This is a genomic window from Streptomyces sp. NPDC021020, from assembly GCF_044333285.1.
Lineage (GTDB): Bacteria > Actinomycetota > Actinomycetes > Streptomycetales > Streptomycetaceae > Actinacidiphila.
In genome coordinates this window covers 122199-144711 of sequence record NZ_JBIRQQ010000014.1, presented here as the reverse complement: position 1 = coordinate 144711, position 22513 = coordinate 122199, and the positions used below count along the sequence as shown (strand labels likewise).

21 protein-coding genes are annotated in these 22513 nt (G+C 72.6%); 12 read left to right on the top strand and 9 right to left on the bottom strand.

Annotation, left to right across the window (positions count from 1 at the left end):
- Nucleotides 1-37 precede the first annotated feature (37 nt).
- Both ACH4SL_RS33475 and ACH4SL_RS33470 read right to left on the bottom strand, forming a co-directional pair.
- Nucleotides 38-775: a TetR/AcrR family transcriptional regulator gene (locus ACH4SL_RS33475; RefSeq protein ID WP_398452935.1), complete on the bottom strand. Its 738-nt coding sequence runs from the start codon at nucleotides 773-775 to the stop codon at nucleotides 38-40.
- Complete coding sequence (locus ACH4SL_RS33470) at nucleotides 772-2370, bottom strand: MFS transporter (protein ID WP_398452932.1); 1599 nt, start codon at nucleotides 2368-2370, stop codon at nucleotides 772-774. The genes ACH4SL_RS33475 and ACH4SL_RS33470 overlap by 4 nt, the downstream gene beginning before the upstream one ends.
- Before the next feature lie 218 nt (nucleotides 2371-2588).
- On the opposite strand from ACH4SL_RS33470, the gene ACH4SL_RS33465 reads away from it, so the two are divergent.
- Together ACH4SL_RS33465 and ACH4SL_RS33460 are read left to right on the top strand one after the other, a co-directional pair.
- Nucleotides 2589-3374 carry a hypothetical protein gene (locus ACH4SL_RS33465; protein ID WP_398452930.1) on the top strand — a complete coding sequence of 262 codons (786 nt, stop codon included), beginning with the start codon at nucleotides 2589-2591 and terminating at the stop codon, nucleotides 3372-3374.
- A 568-nt stretch (nucleotides 3375-3942) separates the two neighbouring features.
- Nucleotides 3943-4485: a hypothetical protein gene (locus ACH4SL_RS33460; RefSeq protein ID WP_398452928.1), complete on the top strand. Its 543-nt coding sequence runs from the start codon at nucleotides 3943-3945 to the stop codon at nucleotides 4483-4485.
- Here ACH4SL_RS33460 and ACH4SL_RS33455 read toward each other — a convergent pair.
- Both ACH4SL_RS33455 and ACH4SL_RS33450 read right to left on the bottom strand, forming a co-directional pair.
- Complete coding sequence (locus ACH4SL_RS33455) at nucleotides 4452-5126, bottom strand: SAM-dependent methyltransferase (protein WP_398452925.1); 675 nt, start codon at nucleotides 5124-5126, stop codon at nucleotides 4452-4454. The two genes, ACH4SL_RS33460 and ACH4SL_RS33455, sit on opposite strands and share 34 nt — an antisense overlap.
- Nucleotides 5127-5187: 61 nt before the next feature.
- On the bottom strand, nucleotides 5188-5913 hold the full coding sequence (locus ACH4SL_RS33450; RefSeq protein ID WP_398452923.1) for an ATP-binding protein: 726 nt from the start codon (nucleotides 5911-5913) through the stop codon (nucleotides 5188-5190).
- A gap of 189 nt (nucleotides 5914-6102) precedes the next feature.
- Between ACH4SL_RS33450 and ACH4SL_RS33445 the strand changes: the two genes are divergently transcribed.
- The 6 genes from ACH4SL_RS33445 to ACH4SL_RS33420 all read left to right on the top strand — a co-directional run bounded on the left by ACH4SL_RS33445 (nucleotide 6103) and on the right by ACH4SL_RS33420 (nucleotide 12912).
- Entirely contained in the window at nucleotides 6103-7020 is a 918-nt protein-coding gene (locus ACH4SL_RS33445) for a helix-turn-helix domain-containing protein (RefSeq protein WP_398452921.1), read from the top strand.
- Between the two features lie 15 nt (nucleotides 7021-7035).
- Complete coding sequence (locus tag ACH4SL_RS33440) at nucleotides 7036-7245, top strand: DUF397 domain-containing protein (RefSeq protein WP_398452919.1); 210 nt, start codon at nucleotides 7036-7038, stop codon at nucleotides 7243-7245.
- A gap of 117 nt (nucleotides 7246-7362) precedes the next feature.
- Nucleotides 7363-8571, top strand: a complete 1209-nt coding sequence (gene fxlM, locus ACH4SL_RS33435; protein ID WP_398452917.1) for a methyltransferase, FxLD system — start codon at nucleotides 7363-7365, stop codon at nucleotides 8569-8571.
- 60 nt (nucleotides 8572-8631) lie between these two features.
- Nucleotides 8632-8787: a hypothetical protein gene (locus ACH4SL_RS33430; protein ID WP_398452915.1), complete on the top strand. Its 156-nt coding sequence runs from the start codon at nucleotides 8632-8634 to the stop codon at nucleotides 8785-8787.
- A 79-nt stretch (nucleotides 8788-8866) separates the two neighbouring features.
- Nucleotides 8867-11680, top strand: a complete 2814-nt coding sequence (locus ACH4SL_RS33425) for a lantibiotic dehydratase (RefSeq protein ID WP_398452913.1) — start codon at nucleotides 8867-8869, stop codon at nucleotides 11678-11680.
- Nucleotides 11677-12912, top strand: a complete 1236-nt coding sequence (locus ACH4SL_RS33420) for a lanthionine synthetase LanC family protein (protein ID WP_398452911.1) — start codon at nucleotides 11677-11679, stop codon at nucleotides 12910-12912. The genes ACH4SL_RS33425 and ACH4SL_RS33420 overlap by 4 nt, the downstream gene beginning before the upstream one ends.
- A gap of 83 nt (nucleotides 12913-12995) precedes the next feature.
- Here ACH4SL_RS33420 and ACH4SL_RS33415 read toward each other — a convergent pair whose 3' ends face one another.
- Together ACH4SL_RS33415 and ACH4SL_RS33410 are read right to left on the bottom strand one after the other, a co-directional pair.
- A complete protein-coding gene (locus ACH4SL_RS33415) occupies nucleotides 12996-13544 on the bottom strand; it encodes a GNAT family N-acetyltransferase (RefSeq protein WP_398452908.1) in 549 nt (182 codons plus the stop codon).
- A gap of 27 nt (nucleotides 13545-13571) precedes the next feature.
- Nucleotides 13572-14462 carry a LysR substrate-binding domain-containing protein gene (locus ACH4SL_RS33410; RefSeq protein ID WP_398452904.1) on the bottom strand — a complete coding sequence of 297 codons (891 nt, stop codon included), beginning with the start codon at nucleotides 14460-14462 and terminating at the stop codon, nucleotides 13572-13574.
- Between the two features lie 178 nt (nucleotides 14463-14640).
- Here ACH4SL_RS33410 and ACH4SL_RS33405 point away from each other — a divergent pair, with 178 nt between their 5' ends.
- The gene (locus ACH4SL_RS33405) at nucleotides 14641-15414 is read left to right on the top strand and encodes an SDR family oxidoreductase (protein ID WP_398452902.1); all 774 of its coding nucleotides are present in this window, start codon (nucleotides 14641-14643) and stop codon (nucleotides 15412-15414) included.
- Between the two features lie 34 nt (nucleotides 15415-15448).
- Here the strand turns inward: ACH4SL_RS33405 and ACH4SL_RS33400 are convergent, their stop codons facing one another.
- Entirely contained in the window at nucleotides 15449-16516 is a 1068-nt protein-coding gene (locus ACH4SL_RS33400) for an endonuclease/exonuclease/phosphatase family protein (RefSeq protein WP_398452900.1), read from the bottom strand.
- Nucleotides 16517-16587: 71 nt separating this feature from the next.
- Between ACH4SL_RS33400 and ACH4SL_RS33395 the strand changes: the two genes are divergently transcribed.
- Nucleotides 16588-18237 carry a hypothetical protein gene (locus tag ACH4SL_RS33395; protein WP_398452898.1) on the top strand — a complete coding sequence of 550 codons (1650 nt, stop codon included), beginning with the start codon at nucleotides 16588-16590 and terminating at the stop codon, nucleotides 18235-18237.
- Nucleotides 18238-18254: 17 nt separating this feature from the next.
- Here ACH4SL_RS33395 and ACH4SL_RS33390 read toward each other — a convergent pair whose 3' ends face one another.
- Nucleotides 18255-18761: a carboxymuconolactone decarboxylase family protein gene (locus ACH4SL_RS33390; RefSeq protein ID WP_398452895.1), complete on the bottom strand. Its 507-nt coding sequence runs from the start codon at nucleotides 18759-18761 to the stop codon at nucleotides 18255-18257.
- Between the two features lie 14 nt (nucleotides 18762-18775).
- On the opposite strand from ACH4SL_RS33390, the gene ACH4SL_RS33385 reads away from it, so the two are divergent.
- Both ACH4SL_RS33385 and ACH4SL_RS33380 read left to right on the top strand, forming a co-directional pair.
- Nucleotides 18776-19303, top strand: coding sequence for a MarR family winged helix-turn-helix transcriptional regulator (locus tag ACH4SL_RS33385; protein ID WP_398452892.1), 528 nt, complete (start codon nucleotides 18776-18778; stop codon nucleotides 19301-19303).
- Between the two features lie 279 nt (nucleotides 19304-19582).
- On the top strand, nucleotides 19583-20521 hold the full coding sequence (locus tag ACH4SL_RS33380) for an endonuclease/exonuclease/phosphatase family protein (RefSeq protein WP_398453180.1): 939 nt from the start codon (nucleotides 19583-19585) through the stop codon (nucleotides 20519-20521).
- Between the two features lie 24 nt (nucleotides 20522-20545).
- Here the strand turns inward: ACH4SL_RS33380 and ACH4SL_RS33375 are convergent, their stop codons facing one another.
- Nucleotides 20546-22300: an NAD+ synthase gene (locus ACH4SL_RS33375; protein WP_398452890.1), complete on the bottom strand. Its 1755-nt coding sequence runs from the start codon at nucleotides 22298-22300 to the stop codon at nucleotides 20546-20548.
- Nucleotides 22301-22513: the final 213 nt, after the last annotated feature.

Here is a 22513-nt window from a genome sequence, read left to right as displayed (position 1 = left end):
AAGACCCCTGGCCGACGACTGCCCGTCCCGGCCGTCCTCAGCCTGGATCCGGACACCCCGGCGGGGGCTCGGCCGCGGGGATCGGGGGCGCGATGCCGTGCAGGATCAGGTCGACCACCCGGTCGGAGAGGTCCGCGTCGAGGGCGGCGCCCTCGCGGAAGGCGCCGCGGGTCATCATCGTCCCGGCGACGAAGTCGACGAGCAGATCCAGGTCGGAGCCCAGCTCCGGGCGGACCGCTCCGATGGCGATGCCGTGCTCCAGCACGCGGCGCAGCGCCGCCCGCCGCTTGGCGATGACCGTGTCGTGGTACTTCCGCCACAGCACCGGGTTGTTCTGCATCTGCCCGAGCATGCTCCTGAGCATCGCCGAGTCGCGCTTGGCGAGCCCGCGCCGCCGCATGGACTCGACGGCCACGTACAGGTCGTCGCGGAAGCTCGCGCCGCGGAAGCCCAGCGGGCCGGTGAGGTCGCGGTCCGCGGGGACGTCGATCTCGGCGAGGACGTCCAGCAGCAGCGCGTCCTTGCCGGGCCAGCGCCGGTAGACCGTGGCCTTGCCGACGCCCGCCTCGCGGGCGATGCCCTCTATCGAGAGGTCGGCGAGGGCGGCCCCGTCGCCGATGAGCCGCAGCACGGTCTCGACGACCTTCCGCCCGACGGCGGCGTCCCGCGGCCGCCCGCGCGGCGCGGCACCGGCCGCGGGGCCCTCGGCGCCTACCCCCGCCGCACGGTGCGCGGCCCGCGCGGCGGTTGGGCCTGGGCCCGCGCCTTCGCTCACCGTTCGGCACCGGCCTTCGCCAGCTCCTCCGTGCCGCCACCGCCGGCCGCCGCGGGCACGGCGGGCGGCTTCGGGGGCAGGAAGACCAGGACGACGAGCGCGCCGAAGAGGGCGACGAGGCCGGAGGCGACCGCGGTGACGTGCATGGCGTGGATGAAGGCGTCGTGCGCGGGCTGGACGAGCCCGGCCCCCTTCGCTCCCATGTGGTCGGCCGCGCCGAGCGTCGCCTCGACGGATTCACCCGCGGAGTGCCGCTGCGCGGGCGGCAGGCCACCGAGGTGGCTGTCGATGCCGTGCCGGTAGACCGTGGACATGAGCGAGCCGAGGACGGCGACCCCGAGCGCGCCGCCGACCTGCCGGAAGACGTTGTTGACGGCGGAGCCGGAGCCCGCCTTCTCGCGCGGCAGCGAGGACATGATCATGACGGTGGCGGGCGGCATGACGTGCGCCATGGCCGTACCCATCACGAAGAACAGCACTTCGAGCACCCAGATCGGGGTGTCCGCGTCCATCAGCAGGAAGCCGATGAAGGCGAACCCGGTGAAGGCCATGCCGACCGCGCACACCGCGCGGGCGCCGAACTTGTCGACCAGCAGCCGCGCGCGCGGCGCGAAGACCATCTGTGCGGCGGCGAGCGGGAGCAGCAGCAGGCCGGACTGCAGGGCGCTGTAGCCGCGCACGGACTGGGTGTAGAAGACGACGAAGAAGGTCACGCCCATGAGGGCGAAGAAGATCAGCCCGATGGCGGTGACGGACGCGGAGAACTGCCGCTTGGTGAAGTACGAGATGTCCAGGGCCGGGTGCTCGACACGGCGCTCGTAGAGGACGAACGCGACGAGGATCAGCAGGCCGCCGAGCGAGGTGAGCCACACCTCGGGATCGGTGAAGTCGCCGAGCTGGCCGCCCTTGATGATGCCGTAGATCAGCAGGACGAGACCGGCCATGGAGAGGATCACGCCGACCGGGTCGACCTTGCCGGGCCGCGGGTCCTTGGAGTCGGGGACGAGCAGGAACATCGCTATCAGGCCCGCGATGACGATCGGCACGTTGACCAGGAAGACCGAGCCCCACCAGAAGTGCTGGAGCAGCAGCCCGCCGGTGATCGGCCCGATCGCGATGGCCAGACCCACGACCCCGGCCCATATGCCGATGGCCTTGGGCTGCTCCTCGCGCTCGAAGACGTTCATGATGATCGCGAGGGTGGCGGGCATGATGAAGGCGCCGCCGAAGCCCATCACCCCGCGGTAGGCGATGAGTTCACCGGCGGACCCGGCGGTCGCCGACAGCGCGGACCCGGCCCCGAAGACGAGCATGCCGAAGAGCAGCACCTTCTTGCGCCCGATGCGGTCGCCCAGCAGCCCCGCGGTGAACAGCAGCCCGGCGAAGACCAGCGTGTAGGAGTTGATGGCCCATTCGAGCTGGCTCTGCTTGGCGCCGAGACCGGTGGGCTTGGGCTGGGCGATGGTCTTCATCGCCACGTTGAGGATCGAGTTGTCCAGCACGACGACGAGCAGGCTGAACAGCAGTACGACGAGGATCGCCCAGCGGCGGCGGTGTATCGCCTCGGGCACGGCGGGAGTTGCGTTGGCGGCCATACCGACCAGCGTAAGTCGCTTTACGATACGGCCCCGTCCCGTATCGCAAATTCCCGGCAAAACGTGGGTGTCCACGGGTGGTTGGGGCGCCGCCCGGGTAATCTGCGCGCACGCGGCGCCGGGGTGGCGTGCGCGGCGCCGGGGTGGCGTGCGGTGCGGCGGTGGGCGTGCGGTGCGGCGGTGGGCGTGCGGCGCAACGGCGGGGGAAGGCGGTCGGCATGGACTCAGCCCGTGTGCCGCCGCGACCGTCGGACCCGCCCCGCGTCCCCCCGCGGCGGAGGCCGGGACGCCGCGCCGCGCTGCTCGCGGGGGCGTCGGCGGTCGCGCTCGCGGTGGTGCTCGCCCTCACACTGGACGGCGGTCACGGTGGGCACGGCGGCGGCTTCGGGGACGCGCCGGGGCGCGGCGCCTTCCGGGCCGCCGACGTCGGCACGGTCGTCCTCGACGGGGTGTCGGGCACCGTGCGGGTGACGGCGGACAACGACGCCCGGGAGGTGACCGGTAGCTTCCACCGCTCCGACGGCCACCCGTCCGCCCTGCGCGGCAGTACGTCGGACGGCGGCGTCCTCACCCTGAACTGCCCCGACGACGAGGGCCGTCCGCAACCCTGCGCAGGCGCCCTGACGCTGGTGCTGCCCGCGCACACCGGCCTGCGGATCCGCCAGACCTCGGGCGAGGCCGACATCGTCGGCCTCGCGGGCGACGTGGACCTCGACGCCTCCTCGATCCGCCTCACCACCCGCGACCTGCGCCCCGCGCACGCGGCCGTCACCGTCGTGTCGGGCAGCGCGGACCTCGGCTTCTCCGCGGCCCCCGCCGACCTCGACGTCCACGCGACCTCCGCGTCCGTCGCCGTACGCCTGCCGACGACCGACGGCGGCTACGCGGTCACGACGGCCGGGGCGTCCGCGGACGTCCAGGTCGGCGTGACCCAGCGCCCCGCCGCCACCCACCGGGTGGCGCTGACGGTGACCTCGGGGTCCCTGTCCGTGCAGAACGCCTGACGGCCGGTTGCCGTTCGGGCCCACGGTGCTGCGGCGGACGGGCTGTCCGCGCTCGGAACGTACGCGACACCCGGCTGCGGGTTGCTCACCCACGACGCCCGTGCGTCCTCTGCCGAACCGCGCTTCTCCAACGGCAAGTTGTCGTAGCCGGACGCGGCCTTCGACGCCGTAGCCTTTGTCCCGACGACCTCGCTTGCCGGCTCCAGCGCGCTGTGCTGGACGTACTGAGCCACTGAGCAGGACCTGCTGAGCCGCGCTCCCGGCCCCGTACCTCGTGGTGACCGGGAGCGCGCCACGACCGCGCGATGCGGCGGCCCGGGCCCCGGTCCGGTCCGCCGCATTGCCCCGACCCACGAACCCGGGACCCATGAGGCACTTACGCATCGCATCCGCCGCACCAGTCGCGCTCCTGCTGCTCACCCTTGCCGCGGGCTGCGGCTCTTCGCACGACTCCGGGAAGCCCGGGGGCACGACGTCCGCGACCGCGGGGAGTGACCGTCCCTCGGTTGCGGCTTCCGCGCCCGCCGGCGCCACCACTTCCCCCGCGGCGCGGCCGGCCGCTGCCCCGGTGCCGATCAGCGCGTGGCCGAAGACGGTCTCGCCGGTCACCGACGCACCGCCCAACTTCCAGCACCAGGCCATCCACCCCGGCTACTCCGGGGACGACCACGTACGCGCCATCGCCAGGAAGTGGCACATCACGATGCCGAAGAAGAGCGCCCCGTCGTTCTCCGGCGCCTCGAAGCAGAAGATCCTCTCCAGCGAGGGGGTCGCGCACCCGGCGGCGCACGTCGCGCTGACCCTCGACGTGGTGTGGGACAGTAAGGGCGATCTCCTCCTCCTGGTGTGCATGGCCACCGCGCACGCCCCCCAGTCGCGGGAATTCCTGCACTCCTGCACCGACCCGGACTTCCCCGGTGCCAAGCCCACGGACACCGCCGCGTGGCTTGACGCGATGGAGCCCCAACTGGACCGGGCCCGCAAGAAGACCCGCGGCGTGGTCGTCAGCCCCATGCACGTCACGGGCCCGACCGGCACGTACATGAACGAGTACACCGACACCACGTACGGCGACTCCTACGCCGTTGAGACCTTCGGCGTGGTCTCCTGAACTCCGCGCAGGACGTCGTAGCCGACGAAGGTGAAGAGGGAGGCGCCGGGCGTCAGCGGGCGGGGGGCGGTGGTGGAGCGGTGGACGCCGACGCCGTAGCCCGCGTCGGGGGCCGACACCCACTGCCGGGTGAAGCCGCGCTCCTCGAACCACCCGCAGATCCGCGGGAAGACATCGGGCTCCTGGCGGTGCCGGGTCCAGATGACGGCGCCGCCGTCGCGTACCAGTTCGCCGCAGTGGTCGACGGTGCGCTCGATGTCGGCGTCCGAGATGTTGCCGAACAGGCCGCAGACCAGGGCGATGTCGGCCGGTACGGAACCGGCGTAGTGCGCGGTGTCGGCGGCGTCCCCGGCGATCGCCTCGAAGTGCGCCAGCCCCGCGGCCGCGGCCGCGGCACGGGCGTCCCGCACATTGCGCGGGTCCAGTTCTACGAGCCGTACGTGGGCGTCCGCCGCCCGCGGATGCCCGGTGAGGGCCCCGACGACGTCGTGGCCCTGCCCGCCGCACAGGCTCACGACGCGTATCGGACCGGGCGGCATCCGGTCCAACTCCTCGCGGAATCTGACCTGTACGGTCTCCAGCCGGCGGGGGTAGCCGGAGCCGGGCCGGTCGTACCTCTCGTGCCACGCGTGCCAGTCCATGCACGGCACTGTAGGGAGCGCAGTAGCGGCACCGCGCGCCGATTTCCGCGGGCCGGGCCCGTCAGGGCTCCAACTGCCAGGTGTGGGCGCCCGGGTGGGTGGCGAACTCGCAGCACGGCACCCCGGCGGAGGGGCAGACGTCGGGGCAGTCCGGCAGCACGAGCACGGCGGCGGGCGCGTGGCCCCGTACCCATGAGGCCCACAACGCGCTGGCCGGTTCGGGGAGTTCGAGCACGAGGGCGTGGTGGTCGCCGGTGCTGTGCGCCTCCAGCGTGCAGCGCAGCTCCCGCTCCACGTCCTCGGGCCCACCCGGCGCGAAGTACCGTGCGGCGTCCGCGAGATGACCGGGCAGCGCGACCCGCTCCCCGCACGCCCGCGCCCTTGCGCCCGTCGCCCGCAGCTCGACCCACACGTCCTTCCCGTCCCCGGTCGGCGCGGCCCCCCACGCGTCCGCGACTCCCGCGACGACCAACAGCCCCCGCCCGCCCTCCTCCGTAGCGTCCGGCACCCCCACCACGGGCAGCTTCCCACTCCCGTCGCTGACGGTGACCCGCACGCCCCGGCTGCGCCGCTCCAGCGTGAGCACGCACGTGCTGGAGTCCGTGTGCTTCCCGACGTTCGAGAGCAGTTCCGACGCGCACAACGCCGCCGCGTCGGCCAGCTCCCCGTACCCCCACAGCCGCACATACGCCCCGACGTCCCGCCGCACCCCGGCAACCACCTCCGCCCTGACCTCTACGACTTGCCGGTGGCACTGCCCGGGAAGCGGTTGAGCTGTCGCTGTCATGGCCTCTCCCTGCCGCCCGGCCGCGGGCGCGCGTCGTCCGTCTCGGACGCTGCGTCATCGGACGCGCATCCTCCGTTACGGAACAAGGCTGCACTCAACTAGGCTGGATTCGCAACCTGTTCACGCACAACGTTGTGAATTTCCGTTGTGTGGTTCACCAGTTCGATGTTGACGCGTGATGGAGGTGTGGTGTACGACACAGGTACGCGCATTGTGATGACTAAGGGGGCCGCATTGGCAAAACATCCGCATCCGACTGTGCGGCGCCGCAAGGTCGGTAGCGAACTCAAGCGCCTGCGCCTGGCGGCCGGGGTCACGATGGAAGAAGCTGCCGAACGCATCGGCGGCGACAAGCCGAAGATCTCCCGCCAGGAGAACGGTCGCCAGGGCGTCACCAAGCTGGAGGCAGAAGCCCTGCTTGAGCTCTACCACGTCGAGGATCTGCGCCTCCGGACGGCACTGATCACCATGGCCCGTGAGAGCCGCCGCAAGGGCTGGTGGGCGCAGCACGGTGATCTGCTTGCTGAGTCGCTGCAGGAGCAGATCAGCATCGAGTCCGATGCGGCCCGGATACTCCTGTTCCAGCCCCTGACGATCCCGGGGCTTCTCCAGACCCGCGAGTACGCCGAGGAGTCGATCCGCTCGGTCGAGAAGAGCCGCGGTGCATCCGCGGAACAGATCGCGACCTACGTCTCCGTCCGTATGGACCGGCAGGAGATTCTGCGCGGCGAGTCAGCACCGCAGGTGGTGTGCCTCCTGGACGAAGCTGTGCTGCACCGGTCGATGGGCGGCCCGGCAGTGATGGCGGCGCAATTGCAGCGGCTGATCGACGTCAACCATCCGCCCCAGCTGTCGATCCAGGTCATTCCGTTCGAGCAGGGCTGGCACGCGGGCCTGGACGGCGCGTTCAGTATCTTCTCGTACCCCGACCCGATGGACCTCGACGTGGTTTCCCTCGGGTATCTCGACGGAGCCCTCTACCTGGAGGAGAACGGCCCGGTCGAGCGCTACCGGATGGCCTTTGACCAACTCCGGAGTTCCGCCCTATCGTCACAGCAATCCATGGCTCTGATCGCTCGCGTAGCAAGGAGCCAGTACGCAAGTTAGAGGGCGGGACCCCGGATGATGTTGCACGACCTCCCTGAGGGCAGCTGGTACAAGTCCTCGTACAGCAGCGACACAGGGGGGAACTGCATCGAGACCCAGCCCGCCCCGCAGGGGCTCGTCGCCGTCCGGGACAGCAAGACCCCCGCCCTCGGCGCCCACGCGTTCGCCGCCACGGAGTGGCAGCACTTCGTCAACGCCGTGCGCAACGGCGAGTTCGACCTCTAGAGGCACCGGCAGGGACCGGCGCTCCAGGGGTCGCCCAGAACGCCGCCCCGCGCAGGGGCGGGCCCAGCGCCCAATCCCCAAGAGGTGTTCGTGCTCACTCCCGATACGCCCGGCGACGTGACCGCAGAGCTGAACGCGCAGCTGGTCAAGGAACTACGCGCCGGCGGCTGGCTGCGCACCCAGCGCGTCGTCACCGCGTTGGAGACCGTGCGCCGCGGCTGGTTCGTGCCGCCGGAGTTCTCCCGCGAGGAGGCATACGGCAACGAGGTCGTCTTCATCAGCCGGGACGGGGACGGCACCGCCCTGAGTTCGGTGTCCGCCCCGTGGCTGGTCGCCGGAATGCTGGAGCGCCTGGTGCCGCGCGAAGGCGATCGCGTGCTGGAGATCGGTTCCGGCGGATGGAACGCGGCTCTGCTGCGACATCTGGTGGGGCCGGACGGGCGTGTCACCAGCGTGGACATCGACCCCGCGGTGGTCGCTCGGGCGCGCCGCGGGCTGGCGGGGACGGACTGGCAGGACGTGCGTGTGATCGAGGGCGACGGACGTGCCGGGTTTCCCGGTGACGCGCCCTACGACAGGCTCGTCGTGACCGTGCAGGCGTCGGCGATCGCGCCCGCGTGGCTCGACCAGCTCGCGCCGGACGGCCGCATGGTCGTCCCGTTGCGCGTACGCGGCATGGGGCGGCTCCTGACGTTCACGGCGGAGGGCGGTCACTGGCGCGGCGGCGGCTGGGAGCAGTGCGGCTTCGTGCGGATGCGCGGTGAAGGAGCCGACCAGGGCGGGGGCCGTACGTTCCGTCTCGGCGAGCGTGCCCGGCTCAGGGTGCACGACAGCCCGCTGCCCGATCAGGCGGCGCTCGCGGTGGCCGCGTCCGGATCCCGGCATGAGTCGTGGAGCGGGGTGACGGTCGGCGTCACCGAACGCACCCGCCCGCTGGTGGACCTCTGGCTCGCCACCTGGCTGGACCGCTTCGGGCGCCTGCACGCGGATGAGGCGACTGCCGGGGCCGCGGGACCCCTTCTGCCACTCCCCGGCGGCAGCTCCGCGACTTGGGACGGCGCGAATCTCGCGTACGTGACGATGCGGGCCGCCGACGCCACGGGCACCCGCTACGAGTACGGCGTCGCGTGGCACGGATCCGACCCGCAGATCGTGGAAAAGGTCGTCGAACTGCTGCGGACATGGGACCGCGAACAGCGCGGAGGGCCGGGCCCCGCCCTGATGCTCTACCGCGAAGCGGATGCGTCGCCGTCGCCACCCGGCCGCGCGCTGCCCGGCACCGGACCCCGCCTGGTGCTCACCTGGCAGGCGCAGGCTCGACCCTGATCCCCCGGACGCAGCACGCGTCCGGGTTGCGCACCACCGATTCCGAGAGGAGGTGAGCACATGGACACACTCGACGTCTTCGCGCTGGATCCTCGGCAGGAGAGCATGGCAGCGATCCAGGCATTCGATACCGAGGGCGACGGCGACACCACCGGTGACGGCTGTGGGGAGTCCCCGCCGCAGGGTCCCACCACCGGCTGTCTGATCCCGGACTGACATCCGGTCGGCTCGAGCCGGTGCCGGACTCGCCCGCCCACGCGGCACCTCCGGCACCGGCCACTTGGAGGAGGCGTTCATGCGGACTGTCTTCACGGCCCGCCCAGTGGCCATGGCCCGTGTTCCCCTCACGCCTGCCATGGGTGTGCCCTCGCCCGGCCTGCTCGCCGAGGGCGTTTTCCTGGCGTCACGCTCCTTGGACAACGCGGCCCCGTCACCGCGCGCGGCATCTGCTCTGGCCGCTTACTCCCTGCGCGCAGGGGCGCGCACCACGCCGAACAGCGTGTGGTGCGCCGTCGGCACAGCCGTTCTCGACGGAACGGCGTCCACGACCGTAACCGTGGCAGAGGATCCTCGCGCCCTGACCTTGCCCTCTCCGGCATGGCTGCTGGCGGTGGCTGACCACTGCCTGCCTGCTGCGCTGACACGTCTCACGGTCACGGCGAACAATCTCGCCGTCCGCAGAGGGGACCGCTGGGAGGTCGCTCATACGGGTGAAGGCGGAGGCGCGGTGCTCGGCTCCGTCGCCGCTACGGAACTGTCCGACTGGCTGCTGGCCGAGTGCGCGGCGCCCGTCGCCGTACGGCAGTTGCTCGCCGCGATCGTGGACCGATATCCCGGCGCCGAGGACGCGAAGGCCCGCAGGGCCGTCACCGATCTGGTCCGCACGGGGCTCCTGCTGACAGACCTGCTGCCCGAGGACCTGCGTATCGACCCGTTGCACCACCTCGTCCAGCGGCTCGGTCCCGGGCGCCCCGCACGGGCTCTGCTGACCGAACTCCGTCGTTTGCTGAACGAGGCCGACCGCCATGCACCCGGAGCGACAGGGCGCCTCGCACTGCTGCGGCGCGCACGGGACCTTGCAGACGGCCTGTGCGTCACCGACCGGCCGTTCACCGTTGACACCGTGATGGACTCCGAGGTCCACATGCCCAGCGCCCTCGGCACACGCGCCGCCGAAGCAGCCTCCGTGCTCTGGCGGATCGGGCACCGGGCGGGTCCCCTCGCGGAGTGGACACGGCGCTTCACCGCAACGTACGGGCGACACCGGCGAGTCCCCCTCCTGGAGGCGATCGACCCTGCGACCGGGATCGGCGCCCCCGCTGGCCAGGACGCCGTCGGCGCCTTCAGCGACCTCGACGACCGGCGCTGCCGTCATCTGGCGGCCCTCTTCACCGCGGCGCTCGCCTGCGGCCGACCCGAAGTCGCCCTCACAGAAGACGACGTCCGGTGCCTGGAGGCACCGGAGGGCCCGGCACCGCCGCCCACGGCGGAGATCCACGTACGCCCCGTGCGGCGACCGGACGGGAGCACGGCGCTTGTCGTCGGACCGCACGCAGCGCAGGACGCCGGTTCCGCCGCCGCCAGGCTCGGTCACCTCCTGCCCGGTCTGTTAGCGGCCGCACCTCCCGGCGGATCCGGCGAGGCCGTCCCCGCGGAGATCGTCTGCCGCCCGCTGACCGCCCGCGCTGCCGCCCTCACTACGGCCGGTGGCACCCTCACGCACCGGATACCTGTGGGCGTCGCCCCTCGCGACGGCGACCTGCGCCTCGCCGATCTGACCGTCGCTTCCCACGGCACGGAGCTGGTCCTGTGGTCCGAGCAACTGGGCGCACCCGTACGGCCGGTGCTCCTCAGTCGGATCACCCGTGAACTACTCCCGCCCCCGGCGCAGTTGCTCCATCTGCTCGGCCATACCGGGGAGCGTCCCTGGCACCCCTTCACCTGGACGCCGGTGTTTCCGTACGCGGCCTACACCCCGCGCGTGACCTATCGCGGCACCGTCCTCGCCCCACAGCGCTGGGCCCTCCCCGACGACCTGATGGCGTCGACGCGCAACCGCTCCCTCTGGGCCGTGAGACTCGACAAATGGCTCGATCACGTCCGGCCTTCCGTTCCCCGCCTGGTGCTGACCGAGCAGTCCGACCGCCATCTGTTGGTCGACCTGGCCGATCCCGCGCACGCGGAGATTCTGCGACGCACCGTTGCAGCAGGCGCCCGCACTGTCGCCGAAGCCATCGGACACGCTCCGTCTGCCGCCCCCGCAACGGGGCCACGCGGCCCGCATCTGCTCGAACTCGTCGTGCAGCTCGACCGGCGGCCGAAGCACGCCGCGGTTGCGGCGCCGGACCCGCGTACCACTGTTCGTCCCCGTCGGCGTGACCTGGCCGGACCCCCGGACGGCTGGACATCCGCCGCGCTGGCCGTCCCCGCACCGCAGCAGAACAGCGCCTTGCTGCGCCTTCCGGACCTGCCCGGCGTCCGCCTCACGTACTGGCTGCGTTACCGGACCGCTGCCCTCGGTCCGCATCTCCGTGTCCGGGCATTCGCTGTCACTCGCGACGACCGCACGGCAGTGGAGGAGGCACTCACCGGCTGGGCCGAACTCCTGGCCGACCAGAACCTGAGTGACGGTCTGCTCCACTTCGAGCCCTACGTCCGCGAGACACAACGCTACGGCGGTCCCGACAGCATCGAGAGCGCGGAGCGCTTCTTCTCCTGCGACAGCGCTCTCGCCCGCGCCGCACTCCACCGCGACGAGCCCGACCGCCTGATCATCGCCGCGCGCACCATCACGATCGTCGCCGCGACGCTCTCACCGAACCGGGCACAGACTGCCGTCCGGGCGCAGCGCCTGGGCTCTTCGGAGCGGTACCAGCGCGACAGGCTGCGGCCACAGGCTCGCAAGTCCTGCGGGATCCCGGTCTCCGCCCGCGTCGAACGTGAATGGCGGGCAGCCCTGGCAGAGTTGGCCGGCCGGCTACCTCCTCATGTCTCGCCAGGTGTTGCCTCCGACCTGGTCCACATGCACTGCAACCGTCTCCTCGGCGCCGACGCCAGCCTGGAAAGGACCGCCCGCTCCCTGGCCGCCGATCTCCTGCACGCGTCATGAGCGGCGCAGTCCAAGGACACATCGAGGATGTCATCTGCTCCCTGTCGGACCCGGAGCGCGTCGCTCACTCTGCCGGTCCCGCGAGGGCCGCCACGCTCAACGACGGCGTCTGCGGAGCCGCGCTGGTCCTGGCGGTGCTCTCCGCCACCGACCCGGCGCTCGCGCGGCTGGCCTCTCGCCACTGGGACGTCGGTACCCGCCTTCTCCGGCGCAGCGGTCCGGACGGGATCTACCGAGGCCCCGGGGCCCTCGCGGCGTCCCTCGTCCTCGGTAACCCTCACCTGGCCGCTTCCCACCGTCGGAATGCGGACACGCAGCAGGCCGTACGGTGGCTGTCCGCCCGCGCCGCCGGACTCGCCCGGCATCAGCACGAGCGGCGCCTCCAGGGAAGGCAGGGCACTCCGTGGGCCGTCTACGACGCGATCAAGGGGCTGGCCGGGATCGGAAGAATCCTGCTGGTCGCGGACCAGACCGGACACCGCGAAATCGCCGAGCCGGGGCTGCGGGCGGCTCTGACCACGCTGAGCACGATGATCAACACGTCCTCCGCTTCTCGTCCCGGCTGGTGGCTCAGCCGCGATGAACACCCCGCTGCCCGAGCCATACCCGTTCCGGACTCCGGAGCGGCGACCACCGGTCTGGCCCATGGCATCGCCGGCCCCCTCGCGCTCCTCGCCATTGCAGCCGCCCACGGCCACACCGTCCCTGGGCAGCACCGCGCCATCGGACGAGCAGCACACTGGCTTCTCAACTGGCGTGCCGACGACGGCACCTGGCCGGCGCACATTTCCGGCGGAACTTTCCGACAGCCGGCTGTCCCCGCTTCGTCATCGCCTTCACGACGCGATGCCTGGTGCTACGGCAGCGCGGGCATCGGGAACGCGCTTCTGCACGCCGGTTCCGCAACGCACGACGAAGCCGTCACCGCCGTGGGACGTGCCGCCCTGAATTCCCTGGCCGACAGGCCTTTCACACAGTGGGACACCACGGGACCGGGAATCTGCCACGGAAGCGCCGGTGTGCTCCTGGCCGCCTCTGCGCACCACCACTGGCGGCTTGCCCGCCGAGCCCGCCGAGCCACCGTGGCTCAGCTTGCCGAGCCCCCACACCACACCTCCGCCGCGAACTCCGGACTTCTCACGGGTGCGGCGGGCGTTGCGCTGGCACTCAGCGGGTGCGAGTCGCGGCACACCCGAGCCCTTGAGTGGACGGCGTTGCTCCTGCTGAGCTGAGTGCGGGTGGCGACGTGCCCGGTCGCGCAACTGAGAGCCTCCTCCGGTCCGACGCCACGACGCGTCACAGGTAGACGGAAGGCTCAGACCGCCGGGAGGGACGGGTCCGGCTCCCAGGGGGCGGGGGCGGTGATCGACCAGCGTTCGTGGTCGCGCCAGGCGCCGTTGATGTAGAGGTAGTCGGGGGAGACGCCCTCGAAGCGGAAGCCGAGGCGCTGGACGAGGGCCAGGGAGGGCTTGTTCGCGGGCTGGATGTTCGCCTCCAGGCGGTGGAGGCGGAGGTCGGTGAAGGCGTGGTGCAGGACGAGGGCCAGGCCCTCGGTCATGTAGCCGCGGCCCGCGGAGGGGGCGAAGGCCGCGTAGCCGAGGGAGGCGCCCTGGTAGCGGCCGCGGATGATCGAGTTGACGTTGACCGTGCCCGCGGCGGCGCCCGTCTCGCGGACGCGGATCAGGTAGCCGCGGTTGGTGCCGTCGTCGAAGCGGTGCATCCAGGTCCGGAAGGCCTCCGCCGTCTTCGGCAGCTGCATGTACGGCCCGTACAGCTCGGCGCTGGCCGCCACGAGCGCGCAGAATTCGTCCTGGTCGGCAAGGGTGAGCGGGGCGAGTTCCACCCGCGGCGGCGTCGTGAGCATGGGCCCCACGCTAGGGCATGCCCGCCGTCAGCCGGGGGCGGGAGTCCCTTCGGCGGCCGCCGCGACGAGGGCGGGGATCAGGGGGTTCGGGTTGTCCGTGAGCCAGGCGAAGACCCAGCGGCAGGGGGCGGCGTCCCGCACGGGGAGGTAGACGAGGCTGGGCCAGGGGTAGAAGCGGCCTGCCTCGGCCGAGGTGGCGGCGACGGCCCGGCCGGAGCTGACCGTCTTGAGCAGGTCCTCCCAGCCGGTCACCTCGGGGCCGCGCGGGACGGGCCGGCCGGCGGGGGTGCGGGAGGGCAGGAAGACCTCCGCCATGGCGGAGGGGATGGGGGAGCGGTGGCTGATGAAGGTCAGGTCGCCGTAGTCCTCCAGGCACAGCGACCCGCGCGTCGCGTACGGGTGGCCGGCGGACAGGACCACGGCGATCGGCGACGTGTGCGTGACGGGCCCGGTGGTGACGCCCGGCTCGTCCACCGGCAGCCACACGTGCGCCACGTCGATCTCGCCCGCGCGCAGCCCGGCGAGCGGGTCGACGGGGTTGACGTCGTGGTGCACGAACCGGGCGGCCGGGTGCCCGGCGCGGAAGCGCGCGACGATCGCGCGGATCATCCAGTCCTGCGGGCCCATGGTGCCGAGCCGCAGTGTCCCGGCGGTCTCGCCGACCGACGCGGTGACCTCCTCGATCCCGTCCAGGATCTGCCGGTAGGCCGGTCCCAGGGCCGCGGCGAGCCGCTCACCGGCCGGGGTGAGCCGCACCGTGCGTGAGGTGCGCGCGAAGAGCGGGGCGCCGATGCGGCGTTCCTGCTTCTTGATGGCGTGGCTGACCCGCGACGGTGTGATGTGCAGCCGCTCCGCCGTACGCCCGAAGTGCAGCTCCTCCGCGAGCGTCAGGAAGATCTCGATGTCCCGCAACTCCATGCCTCGACCCCCCTCCGAGACCGTGAACCTAGCGGCCGTCGCCGCGTTGACACAACGCGCAACGATGACCTCTGGAGCAACACACCCTTGCGAAGTCGGCCGTTGATGACCGCCGGGCGCCCGGCCAGGCTGAGTTCGGGGCCGGACGGCCCCTCCGACCGAAGGGCGACGACACACGATGAAGGTTCTCGACGGCAGGACCGCGCTGGTGACCGGCGCGTCACGGGGTATCGGGCGGGCGATCGCGGAGCGGCTGGCGGCCGACGGCGCGCTCGTCGCCGTCCACTACGGGAGCAGCGAGGCCGCGGCGAAGGAGACGGTGCACGCGATCGAGGCGGCCGGCGGCCGGGCGTTCGCCGTACGGGCGGCGCTGGGCGAGCCCGGTGACGCCGACACGCTGGTCGACGCGACCGCGGCCGGGCTGGTGGAGCGCACCGGCTCGCACCGGCTGGACGTCCTGGTCAACAACGCCGGGACGACCTGGGAGGGCGACGCCGGGTCCACGGAGGCCTTCGACCGGCTCTTCGCGGTCAACGTCCGCGCCCCGTACTTCGTCATCCAGCGGGCACTGCCGCTGATGACCGAGGGCGGCCGGATCGTCAACATCGGCTCCGGCGTGACACACATCGCCGTCCCCGGCGAGCTGGCGTACGCGATGACCAAGGCCGCGCTGGCCACGCTGGGCCGCAACCTGGCGAACGAGGTCGGCGCGCGCGGCATCACCGTCAACACGGTGGAGCCCGGCACCACGCTCACCGACCGCACGGCCTGGCTCGCCCACCCCGAGGTGGCGGCCAAGGTCACCGCGGCCCAGGCGATCGAGCGGGTCGGCACCCCCGCCGACATCGCGGCGGTGGTCGCCTTCCTGGCCTCCCCGGACGGGGGCTGGGTCACGGCCAACACCGTCGACGCCAGCGGCGGCACCTACCTCGGCCCCAAGCAGCTCGCCTGACAGGGCCGCCCCGGCTCCGTACGGCCGGTGCGGGTCAGCCCGTCGTGACGGACACCGTGCCGACCATGGGCAGATGGTCGGACCAGCCCGACAGCGCGGCGTCGCTCAGCACCTGGCAGGAGGCGAAGGCGCTCTTGGTGAACAGGTAGTCGTACTTGCGGTCGGTGCGGGTCGAGCCGTTCCACATCGTGCCCGTGCCCTTGCGGGCCGTGCCCGTCGGGCCCTGCTCGCACTCGCGGTAGGCCGCGTAGAGCGGGGCGAGGATGCCGCTGTCGGCGCCGCTGGAGGGGTCGTCCGGGGGGCGGGTGTTGAAGTCGCCGCCGAAGACGGTGTCGTGGCCGTCGCCGACGATCTCGTGGAGGCGCTGGACCTGCGCGGCGCGGTAGGAGAAGCCGGGCCGCGGGTCGTGGTCCTCGCCCTGGGGGGTGAGGTGGCTGGTGCAGAAGCGGACCGGGGTGCCGGTGGTGCGGCGTACGCACAGCGCCTTGAGGAAGAGCCCGCCGTCGGGGGATTCGAGGTCGAACTCCTCGCGCGAGCCGTACGTGCCCTTCACCGCGATCGCGACGCCCTGCACACCGATCAGCGCGTCCCCGCGGCAGCGGAAGTCGGAGGTGGCGGACGGGTTGGCGTAGCGCGGCGGGTAGGTGATGGTGCCGCCCGGGCTCGGCAGCGAGGTGCCGAACCGGGCTTCGGCGGGCTGGGTGTACGGCACGAAGGCCACGCTCCAGCCGCTGCCGAGTTTCTCGCCGAGCCAGGTCACCTCGCTCTTCGTGGCGGTCTTGGCGCTGTCGTACGACGCGTCGTTCTCCGCGTCGTTGCCGCAGACCTCCTGGAGGAAGACGGCGTCGGCGGAGCGGCTCACCGCGAGGCTCGCGACCTCGGCCGCCAGCTCCTCCGGCTTGTTGCGCGACGGGCAACTGCCGCTCTCCCCGCAGATGTTCCACGTCAGCACGTGCACGGTGCTGGTCGTGGCCGCCGCGTCCACGCGGTGCGGCACGTCGGAGGAGTGCCCGGACACCGCGGAGTGCACCGCCGAGCCTGTCCAGACCAGCGCTGCCGCGGCCAACACGCCCGCCACCGCACCGAATTGACGTCGCCTCACCGTTACCTCCCCGTCCCCCACAGGCCGCGCACAGTTTAGAGTAAGGGCGAACAGGTGATCGAGGGGGACGCATGTCAGGACGGTCGGCGAAGGCAACCCGCAGGCGCCGCCTGGTGACGGCCCTGGTCGTCGCGCTGGCGACCGGCGCGGTCGTGGCCCCCGGTCCCTCCGCGGGCGCCACCGGCGCCGCGCACACCCGCGCCACGGACATCAACGGCGACGGCGCCGGCGACGTCGTGGTGGCCTCCTCCGCCCGGATGACCCGCTGGTCCGACCCCGCCGTGGGCGCGGCCGACCTGGGCGGCTCCGTCTACCTGCTGCCCGGCGGCGCCCCCGGCGCGCGGCCGGCCCCCGTCGTGGTGAACCAGGACAGCAGCGCGTCGGTCCCCGGCAGCTCCGAACTCGGCGACACCTTCGGCCAGTCCGTCGCCACCGGCGATTTCGACGGCGACGGGAAGGCGGACGTCGCCTTCGGCAATCCGCACGAGGCCGTCGGCACCGTCCCGGACACCGGCGCGGTGACCGTCCAGTACGGCCGGAGCGCCGCGCCCTACCTGGGCGCCGGGACGGGCGGGCTCACCTGGATCGACCAGAACGCCGACGGTGTCCCCGGCGACAACGAGCCCGAGGACCGCTTCGGCACCAGCCTGGTCACCGGCTACTTCAACGACGACGGCTACGCCGACCTCGCGATCGGCGCGCCCGGCGAGGCCATCGGCACGGCCTTCGAGGCGGGCCGCGTCACCGTCCTGTACGGCGGCCCCACCGGCCTGACCGCCACCGGGGCGCAGGAGTTCGACGGCACGGTGGCCGGCGCCGCCGAGCCCTTCGACCACTTCGGCGCCTCGCTCGCCGCGGCCGACCTGCGCGGCGACGGCCACGACGACCTGGCCGTGCTCGCCTCCGGCGAGGCCATCGGCGGCGTGGACGGCGCCTGGGGCGCCGCGGTCGTGCTGACCGGCACCGCGAGCGGGCTGTCCGCCGCCTCCCCGGCGGTGGTCAACGTCCAGACCACCGGGACGTCCGGCCACATCCGCACCCTGGTCGCCGGCCGCTTCACCGGCACCGGCTACGCCGACCTCGCCCTCTTCGCCGACCAGCAGCGCGGGGCCGCACCCGGCTCGGGCACGGTCGTGGTGGCCCCCGGCGGCACGACCGGCGTCGGCACCGTAGCCGTCGTGCCCCTTCCCGCCCCGGCGGTGACCGCGTACGCCCTGTGGGGCGGGTCCCTGGCCGCGGGCGACGTCAACGGCGACGGGCGCGACGAGCTGGCCGTCGGGGCGCTGCGCGGCGCGGGCGACAAGGGCAGCGTCACCGTCTTCACCGGCGACCCGGCCGGCCTCGCCGCCCGCCCCAGCGCCACCTTCACCGAGGACTCGCCCCCGCTCGCCGCCACCGGCAAGCCCGGCGAGGGCTTCGGCTACGCCGTCTCCCTCCAGGACCACACGGGCGACGGCCACGCCGAACTCCTCGTGAGTGCCCCCTGGGAGGACGCCACCGCCCCCGCGGCGCGGACCTCCACGACGGGCTCCGTCCTCTTCGAACTGAGCCTGACCATCCCCGCGTCCGGCCCCCCGGCGCTGACCTCCGCCCTCACCACCGCCCGCCAGGCCCCCTCCGCCTTCGGCCCCGGCGGTGTCGGCCTGGCCGGCGGCGTCACCGCCCTGACGGAGAACGGCGTCGAGCCCTCGCCGTGGCTGGACCGGCTGCCGTACAACTAGCGGTGCGCGTACGGGAGTCAGACGGCCCCGGTCAGGCGGTTCGCCAGCGTCGTGAGGGTGTACACGCCGATGCCCAGGACGACTTCGAGGGCGTTGCGCTCGGTGTAGCCGTGCGCGAGCAGGGAATTGAGCGTGGCGTCCTCCACCGCGCCCGCCGTCGCCATGGTGGCGAGGGTGAAGGTGCGCAGCGCTTCGAGGCGCGGGTCGGGGAGGGGGCGCGCCTCGCGGAGGGCGGCGATCACCTCGGGGGGTGCGGGGAGCTTGCGCAGCCGCGCGGTGTGGATGCCGATGCAGATGTGGCACTGGTTGCGGACGGAGACCGCCATGGCGACGGTCTCCTGGGAGAGCGCGTCCAGCGTGCCGCTCTCGAAGCCCGCGCTCAGCGCCAGGAAGCCGTTCAGCAGCTCGGGGGAGTGGGCGAGCCGGCCGACCGCGTCGGGCAGCACGCCGAATTCCTCCTTGACCGCCCGCATCGCCGGCTGCGACTCCGGCGGGGCGCTTTCGAGGGTGTGTGCGGCGAACATGGGAGCCCCCTAAAATGGACAACATGGTTGACGATGAGACGATGGTAAACCAGGTTGTCCATACAGGGAAGTGGGAGGAGCGCCCGCGGCCCGGGTACGAGCTGCCGCTGCTGCTTCTCGCGGGCTTCCGCACGCTCATCGACGAGGTCCACGCCGAGCTGGCCGCCCAGGGGCATCCGGACCTGCGCCCCGCGCACGCCTTCGCCCTCCAGGCCGTCGGGCCCGACGGAGCCGGGGCGAGCGACATCGCCCGCACGCTCGGGATCTCCAAGCAGGCGGCCGGCAAGACCGTCGACAGGCTCGTCTCCCTCGGCTACGCCGTCCGCGCGGACGACCCCTCGGACGCCCGCCGCAAGCTCGTCCGCATCAGCCCCGCCGGCTACGACGTCCTCGCCCGCTCGGCCGCGGTCTTCGACCGGCTCCGGTCGGAATGGGCCGCCACTCTCGGTGAGGACGCGGTCCGCACGATGGAGGACGGCCTGCGCGCGGTCGCGGCGCCGGGCGCGTTCCGGCTCGACGCCGCCGCCTGGATCGGCTCCTGAACCGCCCGCGCCGCAGAACGGGAAAACGTTCGGGATTCGTCACAAGCCGCCCGGGTGCGGAACCCGCGGGACGGGTGGGGCCGTCGGTTCACATGCCGATCGCCTAAGGTCGGCACAGCACCCGGCATGGCTGAGCACGGTGAGGCGAGGTTCCGAATGACGCAGGCGCAGAGCGGCACGGACGCCACCGCGGGGGACGAGGAGGTGCGGCCCGCGGCGGGGGAGAGCCGGGTGCGGGCTGCGGCGCGGGGGTTCGTGCGGTGGTGGCGCCCGACCGGGATGTGGCGGCGCGGCATCGTCACCGCCGTGGTGTGCGTACTGCTCACCGGCGTGCTGTTCTTCCACTCCGACATCCCCAACCGGATCGGCAACCTCGGCAGCCTGACCGAGACGTTCCTGCCGTGGGCCGGCCTGCTGCTCCCGGTGCTGCTGGTGGTCGCGGTGCTGCGCCGGTCGACGACCGCGCTGATCGCGCTCGTGCTGCCGGCGCTCGTGTGGACCAACCTCTTCGGCGGGCTGCTTCTCGACAAGTCCCGCTCCGGTGGCGACTTCACGGTGCTGACGCACAACGTCAACGCCGACAACCCCGACCCCGACGGCACCGCGCGGGACGTCGCCGCGGCCGGGGCGGACGTCATCGCGCTGGAGGAGCTGCCCGAGAGCCAGGCCAAGCGCTACGCGAGCGACCTCGCGGCGGCGTACCCGTACCACTCGGTGCAGGGCACAGTCGGGCTGTGGAGCAAGTACCCGCTCAGCGGGGTGCGTCCGGTGGACATCCGGATGGGCTGGACGCGGGCGATGCGCGCGGCCGTCAGCACGCCGGACGGGCCGGTCGCGGTGTACGTGGCCCATCTGCCGTCCGTACGCGTCAAGTTCGACGCCGGCTTCACCGCCGGGCAGCGCGACCGGGCGGCGGACGCGCTCGGCCAGGCCATCATCGCCGAGCCGCTGGAGAGCGTGGTGCTGCTCGGCGACCTCAACGGCACGATGAACGACCGCGCCCTCGCCTCGGTGACCTCCCAGATGCGCTCCACGCAGGGCGCCGCGGGCAACGGCATGGGCTTCAGCTGGCCGGCGAGCTGGCCGATGGCGCGCATCGACCAGATCATGGTCAAGGGCGCCGAACCGCGCTCGTCCTGGACGCTGCCGAAGACGGGCAGCGACCACCTCCCGATCGCCGCCCGCCTCCAACTGCCCGCGGACAACAAGGACAACTAGGCCCTCTGGCGCCCTCAGCCGCCCTCAGTCGCCCTCGCGCCAGCGGTCGGTGATCGGCAGCCGGCGGTCCTTGCCGAAGCCCTTCGCGGAGATCTTCGTGCCCGGCGGATACTGCCGGCGCTTGTACTCGGCGGTGTCCGTGAGCTTCAGGACGCGCGTGACCAGCTCCGGGTCGAAGCCCGCCGCGACGATCGCCGCGTAGCCCTGGTCGCCGTCGACGTACATCCCCAGGACGCGGTCCAGGACGTCGTAGTCCGGCAGCGAGTCCGTGTCGACCTGGCCGGGGCGCAGTTCGGCGCTCGGCGGCTTGCTGATCGAGTTCTCCGGGATCGGCGGTGTCTCGCCCTTCGCGGCGGCGGCCGCGTTGCGCCAGCGGGCGAGCCGGAAGACGGTCGTCTTGTAGACGTCCTTGATCGGCCCGTACGCGCCGACCGAGTCGCCGTAGAGCGTCGAATAGCCCACCGCCAGCTCGCTCTTGTTGCCCGGCGCGAGCACGATGTGGCCCTCCTGGTTGGAGATCGCCATCAGCGTCACACCGCGCAGCCGGGATTGCAGGTTCTCCTCCGCGAGCCCGGTGAGCTTCAGCGACTCCATGTACGCGTCGAACATCGGCGCGATGGGGACGGTGCGGAAGTTCAGGCCCGTGCGGCGGGCGAGTTCGGCGGCGTCGCCCCTGGAATGGTCCGAGGAGTAGGCCGACGGCATCGAGACGCCGTACACGTTCTCCGCGCCGACCGCGTCGACCGCCAGCGCCGCGACGAGCGCGGAGTCGATGCCGCCGGACAGGCCGATCAGCACCGAGCGGAAGCCGTTCTTCTCGACGTACGCGCGCAGGCCCGTCACGAGCGCGCCGTAGACCTGGGCGTCGTCGCCGAGCGGCTCGGCGACGGTGCCCGCGAACTGCGCGGAGTACGCGGGGACCGGCTCCGCCGAGAGCGTCACGTGCTGGATCTCCAGCCCGTCGTCGACGACCCCCGAGGCGGGCTCGGGCGCGGCGGCCGGCAGCTCCAGGTCGAGGATCACGCACTCCTCGGTGAACTGCGGGGAGCGCGCGACGACCTCGCCCGCGGCGTCCACCACGATCGTGTCGCCGTCGAAGACCAGCTCGTCCTGCGCGCCGACCATCGCCACGTACGCCGTCGTGCAGCCCGCCTGGCGGGCCCGCTTGCGCACCAGCTCCAGGCGCGTGTCGTCCTTGTCGCGCTCGTACGGCGACGCGTTGATCGACAGCAGCAGCCCGGCCCCGGCGGCGCGCGCGGCCGGGACGCGGCCGCCCTCCTGCCACAGGTCCTCGCAGATCGCGAGCGCGACGTCCACGCCCCGCACCCGGACCACGGGCATCGTGTCGCCGGGCACGAAGTAGCGGAATTCGTCGAAGACGCCGTAGTTGGGCAGGTGGTGCTTGGCGAAGCGCAGCGCGACCCTCCCGCCGTGCAGGACCGCGGCGCAGTTCTGCGGGGCGCCCGCGGGCTGGCCGAAGCGCGGGCGGGCGTTCTCGCTGCGGCCGAGGTAGCCGACGACGACCGGCAGCTCGCCGAGCCCCTCGGCCGCCAGCCGCGCCGCCAGGTCCACGAGCGCGGCCCGGCTCGCCTCGACGAAGGACGACCGCAGGGCCAGGTCCTCCACGGGGTAGCCGGTGAGCATCATCTCCGGGAAGGCCACGAGGTGGGCTCCCTGCCCGGCCGCGTGCCGGGACCAGCGCAGCACGGACTCGGTGTTCCCGGCGATGTCGCCGACGGTGGAGTCGATCTGGTTCAGGGCGAGTCGTAGTTGAGGCACGGGAGCCAGTGTAATCGTCACCTCGACGAAATGCTGTCTGCCGGGTCACATCCGGCCCGTCGCCCCCGATCAGGACGGCCGGCGGCCCCCCGGGGGGGGCCCGGGGGCCCCCGCCCGGGGGGGGGCCCCCCCCCCCGCCCCCCCCCCACCACCCGCACCACAAGGGGGTTGCGCCCCCGGTTCAGGTGCACAAATACCCCCCCGATACGGTAG

Bases quoted from the DNA above. Each gene is read 5' to 3' on its own strand.
- ACH4SL_RS33470 (WP_398452932.1), bottom strand. From the start codon at position 2,370: ATGGCCGCCAACGCAACTCCCGCCGTGCCCGAGGCGATACACCGCCGC.
- ACH4SL_RS33465 (WP_398452930.1), top strand. From the start codon at position 2,589: ATGGACTCAGCCCGTGTGCCGCCGCGACCGTCGGACCCGCCCCGCGTC.
- ACH4SL_RS33455 (WP_398452925.1), bottom strand. From the start codon at position 5,126: ATGGACTGGCACGCGTGGCACGAGAGGTACGACCGGCCCGGCTCCGGC.
- ACH4SL_RS33450 (WP_398452923.1), bottom strand. From the start codon at position 5,913: ATGACAGCGACAGCTCAACCGCTTCCCGGGCAGTGCCACCGGCAAGTC.
- ACH4SL_RS33440 (WP_398452919.1), top strand. From the start codon at position 7,036: ATGATGTTGCACGACCTCCCTGAGGGCAGCTGGTACAAGTCCTCGTAC.
- ACH4SL_RS33430 (WP_398452915.1), top strand. From the start codon at position 8,632: ATGGACACACTCGACGTCTTCGCGCTGGATCCTCGGCAGGAGAGCATG.
- ACH4SL_RS33425 (WP_398452913.1), top strand. From the start codon at position 8,867: ATGCGGACTGTCTTCACGGCCCGCCCAGTGGCCATGGCCCGTGTTCCC.
- ACH4SL_RS33420 (WP_398452911.1), top strand. From the start codon at position 11,677: ATGAGCGGCGCAGTCCAAGGACACATCGAGGATGTCATCTGCTCCCTG.
- ACH4SL_RS33415 (WP_398452908.1), bottom strand. From the start codon at position 13,544: ATGCTCACGACGCCGCCGCGGGTGGAACTCGCCCCGCTCACCCTTGCC.
- ACH4SL_RS33410 (WP_398452904.1), bottom strand. From the start codon at position 14,462: ATGGAGTTGCGGGACATCGAGATCTTCCTGACGCTCGCGGAGGAGCTG.
- ACH4SL_RS33405 (WP_398452902.1), top strand. From the start codon at position 14,641: ATGAAGGTTCTCGACGGCAGGACCGCGCTGGTGACCGGCGCGTCACGG.
- ACH4SL_RS33395 (WP_398452898.1), top strand. From the start codon at position 16,588: ATGTCAGGACGGTCGGCGAAGGCAACCCGCAGGCGCCGCCTGGTGACG.
- ACH4SL_RS33390 (WP_398452895.1), bottom strand. From the start codon at position 18,761: ATGTTCGCCGCACACACCCTCGAAAGCGCCCCGCCGGAGTCGCAGCCG.
- ACH4SL_RS33385 (WP_398452892.1), top strand. From the start codon at position 18,776: ATGGACAACATGGTTGACGATGAGACGATGGTAAACCAGGTTGTCCAT.
- ACH4SL_RS33380 (WP_398453180.1), top strand. From the start codon at position 19,583: ATGTGGCGGCGCGGCATCGTCACCGCCGTGGTGTGCGTACTGCTCACC.